Consider the following 16,734-nt stretch of genomic DNA (forward strand, 5'->3'; position numbering starts at 1 on the left):
GACCCCGTCGACCCGGGTCGCTCCCGCGCCTCGCCCTCACCGGCCGGTAATCTTGCCGATCGCGAGGAGGACCATGGACGATCGCTACGGCGCCGATGTGCTGGCAACGGGATGGAAGGGGCACGGGGTGCGGGAGCTCCCGCGCGTGCCGGCATCCCGCGATCTCGTCGTCGAGGTGGCGGAGGACGGATTCTGCGGGGCCGTCGTGGGCGTCGCGGGCGGCGTGGTCGAGCTCGAAGACCGAACCGGTCGCCGCCGCATGTTCCCGCTGGGCCCCGGATTCCTCATCGACGGCAGGGACGTCGTGCTCGGGCCGCCGGCCGCGGCACCGGTCGCCACAGGGCCGAAGCGGACCGCATCGGGGTCGTTCGCCGCCGCCGCCGACGCTCGCGCGCGCACGGCCAGGGCGAGCCGCATCCTCGTGGAGGGCCGCCACGACGCCGAGCTCGTCGAGAGGGTGTGGGGCGACGACCTGCGCGCCGAGGGCGTCGTCGTGGAATACCTGCAGGGCATCGATCTGCTGGACGCCGCGCTGGACGAGGAGCCGCCGTCGGCAGAGCGCCGCTACGGCGTCCTCGTCGATCACCTCGTGCCCGGGTCGAAGGAGTCGCGTATCGCCGACGCGATCGCGCGCGGACGCCACGGCGCGCACGTGCTCATCGTGGGTCACCCGTGGATCGACGTGTGGCAGTGCGTCACCCCGCGCGCAGTGGGGATCGAGCGCTGGCCCGAGGTGCCGCGCGGCATCGAGTTCAAGCTGGGCGTGTGCCGCGCGCTCGGCTGGCCGGCGCGCGACCAGGCCGACATCGCGCGGGCCTGGCAGCGCATCCTGGCGTCGGTGAAGAGCTATCGCGACCTCGAGCCGGCGTTCCTGGGGCGCGTGGAGGAGCTCATCGACTTCGTGACCGAGCCGAGCTGACGAGGCCGCAAGCTTCGAGGGTCGCGATGTGCGGAGTCGCCCGCCGCGTAGCGGCGTGTCGTGCCCCTCGAACGGACGGTCGCGGCGGCGCGAACGGTCGTCGGGCGCTCTCGGTAGCCTGGTGGGGTGTCGAACCCTGCCACGCCCGCCCCCGAACCCCGCCCCTTCCGTGAGAAGCCGGTGTCGTTCGTGCGCCGGAGCGGACGGATGTCGGAGGCGCAGGAGCGCGCCTGGACCGAGCTGGCCCCGCGGTACGTGATCGAGGTGCCCCGCGATTCGGCGGCCACCAGCATCCTGCCGGGTTCCTCGATCGATCCCGTCGCCGTGTGGGGCCGCGACGCGCCGCTCGTCGTCGAGATCGGATCGGGCCAGGGGCACGCGATCGTGCACGCCGCGACCTCGCGGGCTGACACCGACTTCCTGGCGATCGAGGTCTTCCGGGCGGGTCTTGCCCGCACCATGCTGGATGCCGACCGCGCCGGTGCGAGCAACCTGCGCCTGGTCGAGGCCAACGCGCCCGAGGCGCTGCAACACCTGCTGCCGGCGGCATCCGTCGACGAGCTGTGGGTGTTCTTCCCGGATCCGTGGCACAAGAAGAAGCACACCAAGCGGCGCCTGGTCGCCGACGGGTTCGCGCAGATCGCGGCCGGCGCCCTCCGTGACGGCGGCATGCTGCGCCTGGCGACCGATTGGGAGGACTACGCGCGGCAGATGCGCGACGTCATGGCCGCCGCGGCGGATTTCGAGCCGACGTTCGAGGGGGAGTGGGCGCCGCGCTTCGAGGGCAGGGTGCTCACGGCGTTCGAGCGCAAGGGCGCGCGCGTGGGACGCGACATCCGCGATCTCTCGTACCGCCGCGTCGCGAGGTCATGAGCGCAGCGCCCGGCCCCATGGCGGGGCCCGACTCGACGCCGGACTCCGCGCCCGCGGCGCGCCGCGACACGTGGCGCTTCGTGCGCCCTCTCGCGCACCGCGACTTCCGCATGCTGTTCGGCGCCGTCGTGCTGTCGATCTTCGGCGCCGGTATGTGGGCCGTCGTCATGGTTTACACGGTCATCGACGCGGGCGGTGGCCCGGTGCAGCTCTCGGTGGTCGCCGCCGCGAACGCCGTCGGGCTGCTGCTGTGCGCGATCCCCGGGGGGATTGCCGCGGACCGCGTCCCGCGGCGCCTGCTGCTGCGCATCGTCGAGCTGCTGAACCTCCTCGCCATCACGTCGATCGCCGTGGCCGGCGCGCTCGGCGTGGTGACGATCCCGCACCTCGCCATCGTCGCCTTCGTCCTCGGGGCGGGCGCCGGCTTCTTCTTCCCGGCCTACAGCGCGATCCTGCCGCGCATCCTGCCGCCTGCGCAGCTGCTCGCGGCGAACGGCCTCGAGGGCGCCATCCGCCCGGCGCTGCAGCAGGCCGCAGGCCCCGCCGCGGCCGGCATCATCGTCGCCGCCGTGCTCGCGCCGGCGCACGCGGCGTGGGGAATCGTCGCCGCGCACGCGCTCGCCCTGGTGCTGCTGCTGTTCGTCCGCCCCGAGCCACCCGTGGCGGCCGGCGAGGAGCACGAGCCGCCGGCGGGCGTGCGGGGCGTGTTCCACGACCTGCGCGAGGCCGTCGGCTTCACCGTCCGCACCCCTTGGCTGCTGTGGACGCTGCTCTTCGCGACCGGCTGGGTGCTCGTGTTCCTGGGGCCGGAAGAGGTGCTGCTGCCATTCCTCACCCGCGAGCGCATCGGTGCGGACCCGCGCCTGTTCGGCTTCCTCCTCGCGATCTACGGGATCGGCGGCGTCCTCGGATCCATCGTGGTGTCGTCGATGAGGCTGCCGCGCCGGTACCTCACGGTGATGATCGGCGTCTGGTCCGTCAGCACGCTGCCGTTCGCGATCGTCGGCATCACGCACGACTACTGGGTCATGGCACTGTGCCTGTTCCTGGTGGGGTTCGGGTTCAGCTACGGCAACGTGATCTGGGGAACGCTGCTGCAGCGTCGCGTCCCCCGGCGCATGCTCGGGCGCGTCTCGAGCCTCGACTTCTTCGTGTCGCTCGCTCTCATGCCGCTGTCGATGGCGCTGGCGGGGCCGCTCGCGGAAGTGGTGCCCATCGAGGCGATCTTCATCGCGGCGGGCGTGATCCCGCTCGTCCTCGGCGTGCTGGCCTATCTGGTGGCGGGGATGGCGAAGGATGAGATCGCGCACCCGCTCGATCGCTGAACCGCATCCGTCCCTATCTGGAGCCGCCCGCATGCCCGCACACCCTGACGCCCCACCCGCGCCGGTCGTCGCAGCGTGGTCGTGGGGCCTGGTCCCCGCCCTCTTCGTGTGCCTGGCCGCCCCGGCGTTCTTCGTCGTGAGGGTGCCGTGGCTCGGCTGGCTGCTGCTGGCGGCGGGACTCGCGATCGCGCTCCTGACCGCGCGGACGGATGCCGGCGACGAGGGTCGTCTCTCGCCCCTCGATCGCGCGGCGCCAGACGGGCGGCGGGCCGAGCGCGCGGTCGCCGGATCCGCCACGACCGCGACCGCCGGCATCCGTCGCCCGCCGTCGCTGGTGCGCGACCTGTCGCTCATCGCGGCGGGCCTGCTCATCGTGAGCCTCATCCCGCTGAAGGCGGAGCTCGACAACCTCGCGATCCTACGATTCGCGCTCGCACTCGGCGGTGCCGTGGCGGTGCCGTATGCGATCTCGCGGTGGGTGTTCCGCGACCACGCGATCCGCTTCCCCTGGCGCGGCGGCGGACGCTGGACCCGGTTCCAGTGGACGTGGCTGGTGGCCGTGCTCGTCCTCGGGTGGCTGATCCTGCCGTTCTACTTCATCACCTCGGGTGTCTACCTCAACTGGCCGGTCGTCGACACGCCCGAGCTCATCGCGCGGCTGTTCGTGGGGGTCGGCGCGGTCGGCATCTGGGACGAGCTGTTCTTCATCTGCACGTGTCTCGCCCTGCTGCGGCGGCATTTCCCGTTCTGGCAGGCGAACCTGCTGCAGTCGGTGGTGTTCGTGTCGTTCCTGTGGGAGCTCGGCTATCAGGCCTGGGGGCCGTTGCTCACGATCCCGTTCGCCCTGCTGCAGGGGTTCATCTTCATGAAGACGCGATCGCTCACCTACGTCGTGACGGTGCACCTGCTCTTCGACGCCGTGGTGTTCCTCGTGCTCGTCCACGCGCACAATCCCGGGCTGTTCGACGGGCTGTTCCTGGTGTGAGCGCTGCCCAGGCCGTGCCCAGGGGCAGTGGCTAGGCTGGCGCACGGATCCCCGACCGGATCCCCGGACGACGGATCAGTACCCGGTGCGCGACAAGACTGGCCAGGAGCACAGTCATGTCGTGGGTCGTTCTCATCGTCTCCGGAATCCTCGAGGCCGTCTGGGCCACCGCGCTCGGCAAGAGCGAAGGCTTCACCAAGCTCTGGCCGACCGTGATCTTCGGCGTCTCGCTCGTGCTGAGCATGGGCGGCCTCGCGTGGGCCATGCGTGACATCTCCACCGGCACCGCCTACGCGGTGTGGGTGGGGATCGGTGCGTCGCTGACCGTCGCGTACGCCATGATCACGGGTGACGAGGCCTTCTCGATCGTCAGGATGCTGCTGATCCTCGGGCTCGTGGGCTGCGTCGTCGGCCTCAAGCTCGTCGGCCACGAGTGAGGTCCCTGACCGCTTGACGACGACGGACCGGATGCCGCGGCATCCGGTCCGTCGTCGTCGACGGGTTCCCGGATGAGGGCTCGGTGAATCCGGGGCGCCAGGTCTGGCACTGCGCGACACAGTGTGGAAGCATCCCCGGAGAATGCCGATGCCAAAGGGGTCGTCGGCGGAAAGGCACCACCATGCCGAAGACAATCAGGCGCACCTGGGCCATCGCCACCGCGGCGGCCCTCAGCGGCGCCGTCGCACTGGCCAGTCCCGCGTATGCGGCACCGAACAACAACTCGGTGGCCAAGATCACGAAGGCCGTCACCCTCGAGGGGGTGATGGAGCATCTCGAAGCCTTCCAGGCGATCGCCCACGAGTACGGGGACCGTGCCGCCGGACGACCCGGGTACGCGGCATCCGTCGACTACGTCGTCTCGCAGCTGGAGGCCGCGGGCTACACGCCCGAGGTGCAGGCGTTCGAGTTCGACTACTTCGACGAGAACAACGTGCTCACCCGCACAGTCGGGGGCACGACGACCTCTTACGTGGACGGCGACGACTTCGTGCGCAATGAGTTCGACACCGGAAGCCCGGAGGGCACCGCGACCGGATCCCTTGTGCTCGTCGACCTGCCCTCGCCCGACAACACGAGCGGATGCACGGCCGCTGACTTCGGCGTGCTCCCACCCGATTCCGTCGTGCTCCTCCAGCGGGGCGGCTGCGGGTTCGCGGTGAAGGCCGTGAACGCTCAGGCCGCCGGTGCCGAAGCGGTCATCATCCGGAACAACCCCGGTGACGACAGCCTCGTCGGCATGATCGGCGAGGCGCCCGGACTCACGATCCCCGCGGTCTTCGTCACATACTCGGCAGGGGTCGACCTCGCGAGCACCCCGGGCGCGACCGTGACGGTCACCGTCGACTACGACCAGGAGGTGCGCACGACGTGGAACGTGCTCGCCGAGACGGCGGACGGCAACGACGACAACACCGTGATGGCCGGAGCGCACCTCGACAGCGTGCAGGACGGCGCCGGTATCAACGACAACGGCTCGGGCAGCGCAGGGCTGCTGGAGACGGCGATCCAGATGCAGAAGACCAAGCCGAACAACACCGTGCGGTTCGCGTGGTGGGGCGCCGAGGAGTCGGGTCTGCTCGGTTCCGAGCACTACGTCGGCGCACTGTCGGAGGACGAGGTGGACGACATCGCGCTCTACCTCAACTTCGACATGATCGGGTCGCCGAACTACATGTTCGGCATCTACGACGGGGACAACTCGGGCGGCACCGCCGCGCCGGGATTCATCCCCGAGGGTTCGGCGCAGATCGAGGACGTCTTCGAGGGATTCTACGACAGCCGAGGACTGCCGTCGCAGGACAGCGAGTTCTCGGGGCGTTCCGACTACGGCCCGTTCATCGCCGTCGGCATTCCGGCGGGAGGCCTGTTCACCGGCGCCGAGGTGAAGAAGACGGCCGCCGAGGCCGCGCTGTACGGCGGTGTGATCGGCGCGTCGTACGACCCGTGCTACCACCAGCCGTGCGACAACCTCACGGGGGCCGGCCAGGACGAAGCGCTGTACGACGCGCTGCGCGAGGACTACGACCTCGTCGGCAACATCAACACGTTCGCGCTCGACGTGAACGCGGATGCCGTCGCCGCGGCGGTCATGACGTTCGCGTTCGACACGTCCACTGTGAACGGGGTCAGCTCTCCCGGCAAGTCTCACGGCTCGGGCAAGAGCCTGGACGCCATGAAGGAGCGGTTCGCCCAGTGACGCGGCGCGGGCTCGTCCCCGCCCCGCGGACAGCGGTTGCGACGACCACCCCCGGGTCACTCCAGGGGTGGTCGTCCGTGATATGCCGTCGGCATCCGTCACCCCGGACGTCTCTCACTGTCAACCTGACGTCGAGATGACTTCCGGGTGAACCCTTGACGACGCCCGTGCGGGGGAGGACATTCGATAGTGCGAAGTGAACACAGAGACGAGGAACCCGAAAGGGAGCCGGATACGGAAACCATACTTCGTGCAGACGATCCCCCCGGCGCTTAGGCACCGAGGGGATCATCGCTGTGCGCCGGGCATCGCCGGGGCTCGTGCACGAAGCCGGAGCCCCGGCGAGGCTCGCCCGGCGCCGCAGAGCCCGCTCGTAGTGCACCCCGAACCGGGTGCCGGCGTGCTGCTGTCAGCCGTGTCGGACGCCCGGGTCACCGCCCAGGTGCAGTTCTGGCATGACACGTCGAACGGGCTGAGCGTGACGTCGGCCGTCGTGGCGGCGATCACGACCGGACTGGCCGAACGCGGGTGGGCGGCGACCGTCACGAGCGAGACGGTCGTTCCGCCGCTCGTGCCGGGCGATCCGGTGTGACCGGCCCTTCCCGTGGCAGGGTGGAAACGACCACCGCCTCCCCACGCCTCCCAGGAGCCCGCATGCAGCGACCTCTCACGGGGTTGACCACGCGCAATCTCGCCACTGAGCTCACAGCGGGCGTCACCCTCCTGGCGATCGCCGTGCCCCTCAACATCGGCTACGCCCAGATCGCCGGGCTGCCGCCGACGGCGGGCCTGTACGCCCTGATCGTCCCGACGATCATCTATGCGCTGGTGGTGTCGTCGCGTCAGGTCGTCGCCTCCCCGGATGCCGCGGCCGCCGCGCTCGTCGCCTCGTCGGTGGGCGGACTCGCGGCCGCCGGCAGCGCCGACTATGCGACGCTCGCGCTGGCGCAGGCGATCATCAGCGGCATCCTGTTCGTGCTGATGTCGGTGTTCAAGCTCGGCTTCCTCGCGAACTTCCTCTCGAAGCCGATCCTCGTCGGGTTCGTGGGCGGACTCGCGCTCGACATCATGGTGAGCCAGGTCGCCAAGATGCTCGGGGTGAAGATCGACTCCGGGGGAGAGTTCCTCGACAAGACCGTCGGACTGGTGACCGGGCTGGGGACGGCGAACCTCTGGTCGGTGCTGATCTCGGTGACATCGGTCGCGGTTCTCCTTCTCGGCGCCCGGTTCCTCAAGGCGGTCCCGTGGGCGCTGGTCGTGCTCGTCGTCTCGACACTGGTGGTGGTGCTCACCGGCTTGGACGAGCTGGGCGTGGACGTGCTGGGCGAGGTGCCGGCCGGACCGCCGGCGCTCACGTGGCCGCTCCTCGACTGGACGATGTGGCTCGCGCTGATTCCCTCGGCGATCGCACTCACCCTCGTCACCACGGCCGAAGGGCTCCTCGTCTCGCGTTCGTACGCCGAGAAGCGCGGATACCCGTTCCACGCGAATCGCGACCTGCTCGCCTTCGGCCTCGGCAACATCGCCGCCGGCGCGCAGGGCAGCTTCGCGATGGGGTCCTCGACCTCGCGCACCGCAGCGATGGACCAGGCGGGTTCACGCACCCAGCTGCCCTCCCTGGTGCTCGCCGCGGGCACGCTTCTGCTCCTGCTGTTTGGCACCGCGCTGCTCGCCGACATCCCGTCGCCCGCCATCGGCGCGGTGGTCGCCGTCGCGATCCTGCCGCTCCTGGGCATCCGGGAGTTCCGGCAGCTGTGGCGTCAGGACCGCTTCGAGTTCGCGGTCGCCGCCACCTGCTTCCTCGTCACCGTCTTCGTCGGCGCGATCCCCGGCATCCTCGTCGCCTTCGTCCTCGCGCTCATCAACCTCGCCAAGCGCGCGGCGAATCCGGCCATCGACGTGCTCGAGGCCGACGACGACACGAAGCAGTCCCTGCTCGAAGACGCCCCCACGGGGGCCACCACCGCGGCCGGCCTGGTGGTCGTGCGCCTGGCCGCGCCGCTCTTCTTCGCGAACGGCGCGGTGTTCGCCGCGGCGGTCAAGCGCGCCGTCACCGGCGCCGACCAGCCGGTGCACCACGTGGTGATCGACATGGAGGCCGTGACCGACATCGACGTGACGGGCGCCGAGGCGTTCGAAGCCCTCGAGCACTGGCTCCACGACAACGACGTGACGCTCGCGTTCAGCCGTGTCCGGCCGCCCACCAGGGCCCGCCTGGAAGAGCTCGAACTGCTGTCCGGTCAGGCGTTCTTCGCCACCAACAGAGCGGCCGTCGCGGCGCTTGCCGACCGCGACGGGCCTCCGCAAGACTGAGGATCCGGTCACCCGACCGGCAGGAAAGGGAGAAGCACATGCAGCAGCGCGAACCGGAAGCGTCGATCAGGGAGGCTCAGGCGAAGGCCCTGGCTTCCCTGCCGTTCGACGACGTCGACGATTTCGCCGCGGCGGAGCGCGGGTTCCTCGGGACGCTCGACGACCCGAAGATCCGCAACGACAAGGGCGACGTGGTGTGGGATGCCTCCACCTTCGACTTCGTGCAGGGCGACGCGCCCGACTCCGTGCACCCGAGCCTGTGGCGTCAGTCGAAGCTCGTGGCCAAGCACGGCCTCTTCGAGGTCGTTCCCGGCATCTATCAGCTGCGCGGCCTCGACCTCTCGGTGATGACGGTGATCGAAGGTGACACCGGAGTGATCGTCGTGGACCCGCTGATCTCGGTCGAGACGGCGGCGGCGGCGATGGCCCTGTACCGCACGCACCGTGGCGACCGTCCGATCCACGCGGTGATCCACTCCCACAGTCACATCGACCACTTCGGCGGCGTGCTCGGCATCGTCAGCCAGGAGGAGATCGAAGCGGGCAAGGTGCAGATCGTCGTGCCCGAGGGGTTCCTCGAGCACTCGGTCGCCGAGAACGTCTATGCGGGCACGGCGATGGCGCGACGCGCGGGCTACATGTACGGCGCAGCGCTCGAGCGCGGACCGCAGGGGCAGGTGGGCGCGGGACTGGGGCAGACGACGTCGACCGGCAACCCGACGATCCTGCCGCCGACGCTCGAGGTCACGACTACGGGCGAGACCCACACGATCGACGGCGTGGAGTTCGAGTTCCAGATGGCCCCGGGCACCGAGGCGCCGTCCGAGATGCACTTCTACCTGCCGCGCTACCGTGCGCTGTGCATGGCCGAGAACGCCACGCACACGCTGCACAACCTCTTGACGCTCCGCGGCGCCGTCGTGCGCGATCCGCACATCTGGTCGCAGTACCTCACTGAGGCGATCGCGCGGTACGGCGACGAGGCAGAGGTGGTGTTCGCGTCGCATCACTGGCCGACGTGGGGCAAGGAGGCCGTCAACGAGTTCCTCGCCATCCAGCGCGATCTGTACGGCTACCTCCACGACCAGACGCTGCGCCTGCTCAACCAGGGCTACAACGGCGCTGAGATCGCCGAGCTGATCCAGCTGCCGCCGGCGCTCGAGGCGTCCTGGAGCACGCACGGCTACTACGGGTCGGTCAGTCACAACGTCAAGGCGATCTACCAGCGCTATATGGGCTGGTTCGACGGCAACCCGGCCCGTCTGTGGCCGCACCCGCCCGAGGCTCTGGCCGAGCGCTACGTCGACGCGATCGGCGGCATCGATCGGGTGGTGGAGCTCGCGCGGGCCGCATTCGACGCGGGCGACTTCCGGTGGGCGGCGACGCTCCTCGACCACGCCGTGTTCGCCGACTCCGACCACGCCGCCGCGCGCTCGCTGTACGCCGACACGCTCGAGCAGCTCGCCTATGGCGCCGAGAACGGCACCTGGCGCAACTTCTACCTCTCGGGCGCGACCGAGCTGCGCGAGGGCAACTTCGGCACCCCCACCCAGACGGCGGCGCCCCTCATCATCGCCCAGCTCACCCCCGAGCAGCTCCTGGACGCCCTCGCCATCCGGGTCGACGGCCCGAAGGCGTGGGACCTCGACCTCGCCGTGGATCTGACGCTCACCGACCTCGGTCGCAGCTTCCACGTGACGCTGCGCAACGGGGTGCTGATCTACGTCGAGCGCGAGCCCGACGGCGCCACGCCGCTGCAGCTGACGCTGTCTAAGACGCGCCTGATCCAGATGGCGGGCGGTGACACCGCGAGCCCGGGCATCGACATCCGCGGTGACGCGGGTGTCCTGCAGCAGATCCTCGGAGTGCTCGACGAGGCCGATCCGAACTTCGAGATCGTCCTCCCGTAACCCCGGTTCCAGATCGCCGGCATCGCCCCCGCGATGCCGGCGATCTGCGGTAGCAGGCGCCGCGCAGAGGGTCAAGGCGCTCCCCGCTGCCGGCGCGGTTCGCAACACTCGGATCATGAACCGGTGGCGACGCGTGTGCGGCGTGCCCCTGCTGGTGATCGCGCTGGGCGTCTCGGGGTGCGGAGTCACAGTGCCGACCGACCCGCAGGGCACGCTCGATCGAGTGCGCGGGGGAGTGCTCCATGCCGGGGCGTCGGCCTCAGGCGAGCTCGTCACCGTCGACGGCTCCGAGGTGGGCGGTTCCCTCGCCGAGCTCGTCGAGGGGTTCGCCGAGTCGGTCGACGCGAAGGTCGAGTGGACGGTGGGCAGCGAGGAGGACCTCGTCGACGACCTGGAGACGGGGGAGCTCGACGTGGCGATCGGCGGGATGACGGACGCGACGCCGTGGTCGGATCGGGTCGCGGTGACGCGGGCCTACGACACCATCCCCGGAGCACGCGGGCCGGTGGTGCTGCTGGTGCCGCTGGGGGAGAACGCGTGGCAGGCCGCCATCGAGGGATACCTCGACCAGGAGGTCGCGCCGTGAAGACCATGGGACGCACGGACCTGCCCCCGGAGCAGCAGAAGGCCCTGCGCAGCGCCATCCGCTGGGAATGGTTCACGATCGGCTACACGTTGGTGACGATCGGCGTCATCGGCCTGGTCGTCGGCGGATCCCAGGCGATGAGGACCGCGTGGATCGAGGACATGCTCTCCCTCATCCCGCAGATCTCCTTCCTGGTCGCGCTGATCTTCATCCGGCGCCGACCCACGCGTGCCTTCCCGTTCGGTCTGCACCGCGTGATGGGCGTCGGGCACCTGGTGGCGGGGGTGGCGCTGCTGGCCGTCGGCGGCAACCTCGCCTACGAGGCGATCAGCGGTCTCGTGAGCGGCGAGCACCCCTCGATCGGCACGGTGTACCTGTTCGGCCAGACGATCTGGCTCGGCTGGTTCATGGTCGCGGTGATGAGCGTCATCGTGATCGGCCCGTTCTTCTACGGCCATGCCAAGGCGAAGCTGGCGCCGAAGCTGCACAACAAGGTGCTGTACGCGGATGCCGACATGGCCAAGGCGGACTGGACCTCCACCGTGGCGTCGATCGTCGGCGTGCTCGGCGTCGGCATCGGCCTCTGGTGGCTCGACGGCGCCGCGGCCCTCTTCATCTCGCTCGGCATCGTGTGGGACGGCTGGCGGAACTCGCGCGCCGCCGTGCGCGATCTCATCGACCAGCGCGCCCGCACCGAGGACGACGCCCGCACCCACCCGCTCATCGCGCGCATCGCGAACCGCGTCGCGGAGTTCCCGTGGGTGCGCGAGAGCGCGGTGCGCATGCGCGACATGGGTCAGGTGTTCCACGTGGAGGTGTTCGTGGTGCCGACCCACGACGACGTGCGCCTAGGCGAGATCGAAGAGGCGCGCACCGCCGTGGCACGGCTCGACTGGAAGGTGCAGGACGTCGTCGTGATCGTGGCGGCCAGCCTTCCGGAGGAGGCCGAGCCGGCGGCACGCCAGGGATCGCACCGCGACGCATGACCTCAGCCGACCCGCGGCGGTCCCGCCTCGGACGACGCACCGTCGGACGACGGCCCGGGATACTCGTCAGGGACCGGAACGATCGCCAGGGGGACACCGGGGGTCAGCAGCAGGTGCGCAGCGCGCATCTGACCTTCGCCGTCATTCACCTCGAGCCAGTACGGTCCCGCGATCATCCCCGCCTCGATCTCCTCCCTGAGGTCTTCGAAGCGGCGTCCGCCGATGCTGTAGTGCTCCCCGCCGTAATAGATGTCGATCCTCTTCACGATCGCTCCCGTCCGCGGGCTACACCATGGCACTGAGCGCGGCCGCGCGGCCAATGCCTTGACAACACGACGAGGTTCCCATAGCCGCTCAGCTGAGCAGCTCGTGCTCCGGCGAGGTGACCGGCGCCGACTGCGCCGGTTCGGGAACGAGATACAGACCCGAGGGGGAGTTCGCCGTATAGGCGAGCGCGTCGATCCAGGCGGGATTCAGCTGCGGGGTACGGCTGCCGTAGAACTTGTACACGAGGGCGCAGCGAGGGTGCACCCAGATGGTGGTGCGTCCGTCGCCGATGCTGACGTCGTCGCGCCACGTGAAGTGGAAGGGCTCCCCGCGCCGGAGCTTGGTGCCGATCACCAGCTGCAGGTGTGCCAGTGTCCGGTCGTCGAAATCGACCTTCACCGTCCCCTCGTAGGTCAGCTTTCCCATCGTGCGCCTCCGCTCTCGGCCCGCCGGCGAACGTTGCGCTGGGGTGGCTGCAGGGCCGACGGCGATCAGGTACAGCTCCGATCCTTCCCCCGAGTGCGGATCGTGGCCAGCCCTTGACACGGGACGCCTGAGCACCTCGTGATCGATGTCGCCCCATCGCGCGCCGGGCTCGGCCGGGTGCCGGCCCGTGAAAAGCCGACCCCGGCGGGATGGTAGTCTCGATCGGCACGCCTCCGTAGCTCAGGGGATAGAGCGTTGGTTTCCGGTACCAAAGGTCGCAGGTTCGATTCCTGTCGGGGGCACCATACGGGACAAGGGGTCGCGGGGCATTCAGTCCTCGCGGCCCCTTGCTCGTGACAACACATTGACAACACCTGCCGCGCACTTTGCCTCGTCGAGCCGGGTCGCGACATCGTCAAGGTCGTCGTCGAACAGGTCCGCGTAGACGTCGAGGGTCATCGCGGCGGACGCGTGACCGAGCATTCGCTGGACTGCTTTCACGTGCGTGCCGGCCTGCACTGCGAGCGATGCAGCGGTGTGTCGCAGATCGTGCGGCGTGACTCGCGGGAACGTGGGATCGGCCTCCTGGGCGGCGTGTACGGCGTGCGTAAACCATCCGTTGCGCGACGCGGGCAGCAGGACATGCGTCTTGCCGTCCCCGAACAAGAGGTCGTCGCGGTCCTTTCCCTCGGCAAGCTGGGCAAGCGGAAGCGATAGGAACTCCGGGTACGGCACCGAGCGCGAGCGGTGGGTCTTGGGAGAGCCGACATGCACCTCGTGCGACACCTTCACCGCGTTCTCCTCGACCTTCACCCGACGCCGGAGCGCGTCGACGTGCCGGATCCGCAATGCCGTCGCCTCACCCCACCGGAGACCCGTGTAGGCCAAGAACAGAACCAGCGCGGGATGTCGTGAATTGTCCACGAGCAATTGCACCTGCTCGTGCGTCAGGTAATGCCTGCGGGCGTTGCGGCTCTTCGCGGGGAGATCGACGTCGCGGGCGACGTTCCGCGCCAGCCGTCGATCGCGTACCGCGACGTCAAGGATGCCGGCGAGAATGCCGTGGGCTCGTCGGACTGTGGTGGATCCGCCGGCGATCGACGAGATCCACGCCTGTACCTCGGAGTGACGGATGCTGCCGACCGAACGGCTCCCCCACTTCGGCTCGACGTGTTTCGACCAGGCGGACTGCAGCGGCCGGAACGACGACGGCTTGAGCACCCCTTCGCGCTGTGCGAGCCAGTCGCGGCCGAGTGGGCTGATCGTGACCGCAGCGGATGCCGGGTCGACATACTCGCCGCGGGCTTTGGCTATCTCGAGCTCCGCAAGACGCAACTCCGCGTCGCGCTTCGTCTTGAAGCCGCGCTCTGTTGTCTGTCCGTGGTCGGGGCGTCGGTAGCTGATGCGATAGCGCTTCGAGCCGCCCGCGGTCGTGTACGGGTGGACGCTGCCCATCAGGTCCGCTCCCGGGCCGGGATCTCGCCCATCTTCGCGTTCTCGCGCTCGACAACCATCCGAAGGTCCTCGTCGGTGATGTTGTTGCGCGCCTTGTAGTCCGAGAAGTCCTCCACGACGTGGGTCTTCCAGAGAGGTTCGATGCTTCTCAGCACCCGACGCGCTGCCTTCTGGTGCTCTGTGCTCGTCATGTAGCCCGCCGCGCGGGCGCGCTGGATCCAATTCGTCGCTGTGCGCAGTTTCAGCCCGATCGACTCGGCGACGGCCTGGGCGGGGCTCTCACCGGAGATCTCGGCGATGCGATAGATCAGGCCCGTCAGGAGCAGTGTGTCATCCTCGGAGGGAGCGAACTCCCGGAAACTGCGCAGCCCGCCTCGGGCGTGGAGTTGGCGCAGCCGGGCGAGCTCGAGCGCCCACTGGGGGATGGCGGCAAGGATGCCGATCTTCGCGATGGCGTGGACTCGGACCGTGCGCAAGAGAGCGCCCGACACCTCGAGCGGAAGCGCCCCTCGATCGATCCCGAACGCCGCCACCTCGAAGCGTCCTGTCGCTTCCGAGTATTCGAGGCGGAAGGTAACCAGCGCCTCCTGGCCGCCCTCAAGTGCACCGATGTCGTGGTTCTTGACTGCCGTCCGTCCTCTGACGACCGGACGTAGCGGGATTCCCGGCGCAACGATGATGCTGGGCCCGGACGGCGTGAAGACATGCTCTGTCATGCGGTTATCATGCCATACGCTGCGTGCTATTGACATGAGTACGCAAGCCCTCCACCGTGTGCGTATCGGTGACATGGTTGCGTAGAGAGGATGTGCAATGGACGCCGAAGATGAGTGGCTTACGCTCGCCCAGGCGGCAGACCTCATGCGCATGACAAAGGCCACGATCGCGCAGATGCGGTATCGCGGTGACGGACCGAGGTTCTACCGGCTTTCCGCCAAGACGATCCTCTACAAACGGTCCGAGGTCCTGGCCTGGATGGAGAGTCGCGCGTGCAACCGGACGGATGACGTCCTCGCAAGGTAGGTGCCGGGCGGTGGATCAGCGCTCGAGGGCAGCCTCGATCGCAACCCGTACTGCTTTCGCGGCATCCCCCGGCCCGATTCGGATCATGCCTTGATGACTGAGAGCGGCATTCCACTCGGCATCGGAGGGGATGTTCGTGAACGGCACGCTCGCGGCGCTGGTGTATGAACCCAGTCGCCCAAATAGATCTACTGCTTCGGCGTCGATCAGGCCCCGCTCGCTCATGGCCCAGAGGTCGTAGAGGTCTCGCGATGCCTGGCGATCGCTCCATGAGGACAGCTTGGACGCGACGAATGCGGCGGCCGTGAGGACCCGAAGCTTCGCCGGCGCCGCATCGCTGTACCGCTGTTCGATGTCGACGACTTCTGTCGGCCACGCGGGATATCCGTCCGAGGCGAGGAGCTGAATCTGGATGCGGGTGTCGCCGACCTGCATCACGGATGGCTCGGGGTGACGCGTGTCGCGAAGAGGTGGAGTGAATGCGACAGCGCCCAGACTCCGCTGCAGTCGGCGCGCGACTGCAGACTCGATCCGATCGGCGATCGCCCGTCGATCGCCCAGCGCGATGAGGTCGATGTCTTCTGACAGACGCAGCTCGGTGAGGTGGGTTCGTGACAGCGCTGTACCGCCGAAGAAGATGACATCATCAGCTCCCGCGCTCGCGATGGCCGCGAGGGCGTGGGAGATCACGTGGTCGCGGACGACCTGCTCGGGGTCGACTCGGAACGTGGCTTCGATGAGTTCCCTTTCCCTGTCGTCGAGCACTCCGGCGACCCGCCCGTCGTGCCGACCCCTACCGGCTTCCCGCATCGCGCTCCTTCAGCTGATCGACCATGTCCCGCACGGCCGCATTGGCGCGCCCGGCACCTTCCACGACGTCCGCGAACTCGGGGAACGGGACGCGAGCGGCGAGGTTCTTCGCCGCGGCGGTCGCTTCGTCAGGCATCCCTCCCTGCGCGGGTCGCATGAGGAGGTCGTACAGCGTCTGCGGCGGGGTGGTGACCAGCCCTTGTCCGAGCGCAGTCCGTTCGAGGATGAGCTCGACGCGCTCGAGGTCTCGCTTCACGAACTGGACGGTCCCCCCGGCGTCGAGCGTCATCGGCAGGTAGTTGCGGCCCTGAACAGCGATTGTCGTCACGCCGATCGCCCGCGGAATTGCTGCCCAATGGCGTGCCGCCCCGATCCCGGTGAGGGCCACGTTCCTCTGGCCGAAGCGTGCCGCGGCCACGGCTAGTCCCGCTGGTTCGAGCGGGGGCTTCCAGGTGCGACCGTCGCGGCCGTCTGGGGGCGCGGTGTAGATGCCGTGTGCCAGACGGGTGAGGGCTCCGCGCTCGACGAGCTGGTCCACGACTCGCCAGGGGTTTGCGGTGTAGCCTTCGAGGTCCTTCAGCCGCACCGTGCGCAGGGGCGCTCGCTCCGCAGCCCGAACCAGATCGACGTCGTCAGCCATCGCGCAGCCCCTCCCTGGT

At 69.2% G+C, this 16,734-nt stretch carries 18 protein-coding genes, 1 tRNA gene and 1 riboswitch; of the genes, 13 read left to right on the forward strand and 6 right to left on the reverse strand.

The features are described from left to right. Nucleotides 1–73 precede the first annotated feature (73 nt). From MRBLWS13_RS19085 to MRBLWS13_RS19135, 11 genes are all read left to right on the forward strand, one after another. Nucleotides 74–919 carry a DUF3097 family protein gene (locus MRBLWS13_RS19085; RefSeq protein ID WP_349426890.1) on the forward strand — a complete coding sequence of 282 codons (846 nt, stop codon included), beginning with the start codon at nt 74–76 and terminating at the stop codon, nt 917–919. 126 nt (nt 920–1,045) lie between these two features. Next, a complete protein-coding gene (trmB, locus tag MRBLWS13_RS19090) occupies nt 1,046–1,792 on the forward strand; it encodes a tRNA (guanosine(46)-N7)-methyltransferase TrmB (RefSeq protein WP_349426891.1) in 747 nt (248 codons plus the stop codon). Then, nucleotides 1,789–3,117, forward strand: coding sequence for an MFS transporter (locus MRBLWS13_RS19095; RefSeq protein WP_349426892.1), 1,329 nt, complete (start codon nt 1,789–1,791; stop codon nt 3,115–3,117). The genes trmB and MRBLWS13_RS19095 overlap by 4 nt, the downstream gene beginning before the upstream one ends. 31 nt (nt 3,118–3,148) lie before the next feature. Beyond that, entirely contained in the window at nt 3,149–4,102 is a 954-nt protein-coding gene (locus MRBLWS13_RS19100; protein WP_349426893.1) for a CPBP family intramembrane glutamic endopeptidase, read from the forward strand. Nucleotides 4,103–4,143: 41 nt separating this feature from the next. Then, nucleotides 4,144–4,209, forward strand: a riboswitch (guanidine-III (ykkC-III) riboswitch). 9 nt (nt 4,210–4,218) lie between these two features. After that, complete coding sequence (locus tag MRBLWS13_RS19105) at nt 4,219–4,539, forward strand: multidrug efflux SMR transporter (protein WP_349426894.1); 321 nt, start codon at nt 4,219–4,221, stop codon at nt 4,537–4,539. Nucleotides 4,540–4,721: 182 nt separating this feature from the next. Further along, complete coding sequence (locus MRBLWS13_RS19110) at nt 4,722–6,299, forward strand: M20/M25/M40 family metallo-hydrolase (protein ID WP_349426895.1); 1,578 nt, start codon at nt 4,722–4,724, stop codon at nt 6,297–6,299. Between the two features lie 376 nt (nt 6,300–6,675). Beyond that, complete coding sequence (locus MRBLWS13_RS19115; protein WP_349426896.1) at nt 6,676–6,891, forward strand: hypothetical protein; 216 nt, start codon at nt 6,676–6,678, stop codon at nt 6,889–6,891. A gap of 62 nt (nt 6,892–6,953) precedes the next feature. Continuing rightward, nucleotides 6,954–8,612, forward strand: a complete 1,659-nt coding sequence (locus MRBLWS13_RS19120) for a solute carrier family 23 protein (protein WP_349426898.1) — start codon at nt 6,954–6,956, stop codon at nt 8,610–8,612. Between the two features lie 38 nt (nt 8,613–8,650). Further along, complete coding sequence (locus tag MRBLWS13_RS19125) at nt 8,651–10,522, forward strand: alkyl sulfatase dimerization domain-containing protein (RefSeq protein WP_349426899.1); 1,872 nt, start codon at nt 8,651–8,653, stop codon at nt 10,520–10,522. Between the two features lie 115 nt (nt 10,523–10,637). Continuing rightward, nucleotides 10,638–11,108, forward strand: a complete 471-nt coding sequence (locus tag MRBLWS13_RS19130) for a hypothetical protein (protein ID WP_349426900.1) — start codon at nt 10,638–10,640, stop codon at nt 11,106–11,108. Nucleotides 11,109–11,113: 5 nt separating this feature from the next. Beyond that, the gene (locus tag MRBLWS13_RS19135; protein WP_349429111.1) at nt 11,114–12,094 is read left to right on the forward strand and encodes a cation diffusion facilitator family transporter; all 981 of its coding nucleotides are present in this window, start codon (nt 11,114–11,116) and stop codon (nt 12,092–12,094) included. Nucleotides 12,095–12,096: 2 nt separating this feature from the next. Here the strand turns inward: MRBLWS13_RS19135 and MRBLWS13_RS19140 are convergent, their stop codons facing one another. Both MRBLWS13_RS19140 and MRBLWS13_RS19145 read right to left on the reverse strand, forming a co-directional pair. Further along, nucleotides 12,097–12,360 (reverse strand): hypothetical protein, encoded by a 264-nt coding sequence (locus MRBLWS13_RS19140; RefSeq protein ID WP_349426901.1) that lies wholly within the window; start codon nt 12,358–12,360, stop codon nt 12,097–12,099. An 88-nt stretch (nt 12,361–12,448) separates the two neighbouring features. Next, on the reverse strand, nt 12,449–12,787 hold the full coding sequence (locus tag MRBLWS13_RS19145) for an ATP-dependent DNA ligase (protein WP_308868440.1): 339 nt from the start codon (nt 12,785–12,787) through the stop codon (nt 12,449–12,451). A gap of 229 nt (nt 12,788–13,016) precedes the next feature. On the opposite strand from MRBLWS13_RS19145, the gene MRBLWS13_RS19150 reads away from it, so the two are divergent. Continuing rightward, nucleotides 13,017–13,092 (forward strand) — tRNA-Arg (locus MRBLWS13_RS19150). Between the two features lie 25 nt (nt 13,093–13,117). Here MRBLWS13_RS19150 and MRBLWS13_RS19155 read toward each other — a convergent pair. Continuing rightward, nucleotides 13,118–14,008, reverse strand: coding sequence for a site-specific integrase (locus MRBLWS13_RS19155; RefSeq protein ID WP_349426902.1), 891 nt, complete (start codon nt 14,006–14,008; stop codon nt 13,118–13,120). 233 nt (nt 14,009–14,241) lie between these two features. Continuing rightward, nucleotides 14,242–14,958 carry a hypothetical protein gene (locus tag MRBLWS13_RS19160; protein ID WP_349426903.1) on the reverse strand — a complete coding sequence of 239 codons (717 nt, stop codon included), beginning with the start codon at nt 14,956–14,958 and terminating at the stop codon, nt 14,242–14,244. A gap of 97 nt (nt 14,959–15,055) precedes the next feature. Between MRBLWS13_RS19160 and MRBLWS13_RS19165 the strand changes: the two genes are divergently transcribed. After that, nucleotides 15,056–15,265, forward strand: coding sequence for a helix-turn-helix domain-containing protein (locus MRBLWS13_RS19165; RefSeq protein ID WP_349426904.1), 210 nt, complete (start codon nt 15,056–15,058; stop codon nt 15,263–15,265). 15 nt (nt 15,266–15,280) lie between these two features. Here the strand turns inward: MRBLWS13_RS19165 and MRBLWS13_RS19170 are convergent, their stop codons facing one another. Both MRBLWS13_RS19170 and MRBLWS13_RS19175 read right to left on the reverse strand, forming a co-directional pair. Then, nucleotides 15,281–16,075, reverse strand: coding sequence for a nucleotidyl transferase AbiEii/AbiGii toxin family protein (locus MRBLWS13_RS19170; RefSeq protein ID WP_349426905.1), 795 nt, complete (start codon nt 16,073–16,075; stop codon nt 15,281–15,283). Beyond that, nucleotides 16,059–16,715, reverse strand: a complete 657-nt coding sequence (locus MRBLWS13_RS19175) for a hypothetical protein (protein WP_349426906.1) — start codon at nt 16,713–16,715, stop codon at nt 16,059–16,061. The genes MRBLWS13_RS19170 and MRBLWS13_RS19175 overlap by 17 nt, the downstream gene beginning before the upstream one ends. Nucleotides 16,716–16,734: the final 19 nt, after the last annotated feature.

It is taken from the genome of Microbacterium sp. LWS13-1.2 (assembly GCF_040144835.1).
In the GTDB taxonomy this organism is placed as follows: domain Bacteria; phylum Actinomycetota; class Actinomycetes; order Actinomycetales; family Microbacteriaceae; genus Microbacterium.

Excerpts from the sequence above, each read along its gene's own strand:
- MRBLWS13_RS19085 (WP_349426890.1), top strand. The coding sequence starts at position 74 with ATGGACGATCGCTACGGCGCCGATGTGCTGGCAACGGGATGGAAGGGG.
- MRBLWS13_RS19095 (WP_349426892.1), top strand. The coding sequence starts at position 1,789 with ATGAGCGCAGCGCCCGGCCCCATGGCGGGGCCCGACTCGACGCCGGAC.
- MRBLWS13_RS19100 (WP_349426893.1), top strand. The coding sequence starts at position 3,149 with ATGCCCGCACACCCTGACGCCCCACCCGCGCCGGTCGTCGCAGCGTGG.
- MRBLWS13_RS19105 (WP_349426894.1), top strand. The coding sequence starts at position 4,219 with ATGTCGTGGGTCGTTCTCATCGTCTCCGGAATCCTCGAGGCCGTCTGG.
- MRBLWS13_RS19110 (WP_349426895.1), top strand. The coding sequence starts at position 4,722 with ATGCCGAAGACAATCAGGCGCACCTGGGCCATCGCCACCGCGGCGGCC.
- MRBLWS13_RS19120 (WP_349426898.1), top strand. The coding sequence starts at position 6,954 with ATGCAGCGACCTCTCACGGGGTTGACCACGCGCAATCTCGCCACTGAG.
- MRBLWS13_RS19125 (WP_349426899.1), top strand. The coding sequence starts at position 8,651 with ATGCAGCAGCGCGAACCGGAAGCGTCGATCAGGGAGGCTCAGGCGAAG.
- MRBLWS13_RS19130 (WP_349426900.1), top strand. The coding sequence starts at position 10,638 with ATGAACCGGTGGCGACGCGTGTGCGGCGTGCCCCTGCTGGTGATCGCG.
- MRBLWS13_RS19135 (WP_349429111.1), top strand. The coding sequence starts at position 11,114 with ATGGGACGCACGGACCTGCCCCCGGAGCAGCAGAAGGCCCTGCGCAGC.
- MRBLWS13_RS19145 (WP_308868440.1), bottom strand. The coding sequence starts at position 12,787 with ATGGGAAAGCTGACCTACGAGGGGACGGTGAAGGTCGATTTCGACGAC.
- MRBLWS13_RS19160 (WP_349426903.1), bottom strand. The coding sequence starts at position 14,958 with ATGACAGAGCATGTCTTCACGCCGTCCGGGCCCAGCATCATCGTTGCG.
- MRBLWS13_RS19165 (WP_349426904.1), top strand. The coding sequence starts at position 15,056 with ATGGACGCCGAAGATGAGTGGCTTACGCTCGCCCAGGCGGCAGACCTC.
- MRBLWS13_RS19170 (WP_349426905.1), bottom strand. The coding sequence starts at position 16,075 with ATGCGGGAAGCCGGTAGGGGTCGGCACGACGGGCGGGTCGCCGGAGTG.
- MRBLWS13_RS19175 (WP_349426906.1), bottom strand. The coding sequence starts at position 16,715 with ATGGCTGACGACGTCGATCTGGTTCGGGCTGCGGAGCGAGCGCCCCTG.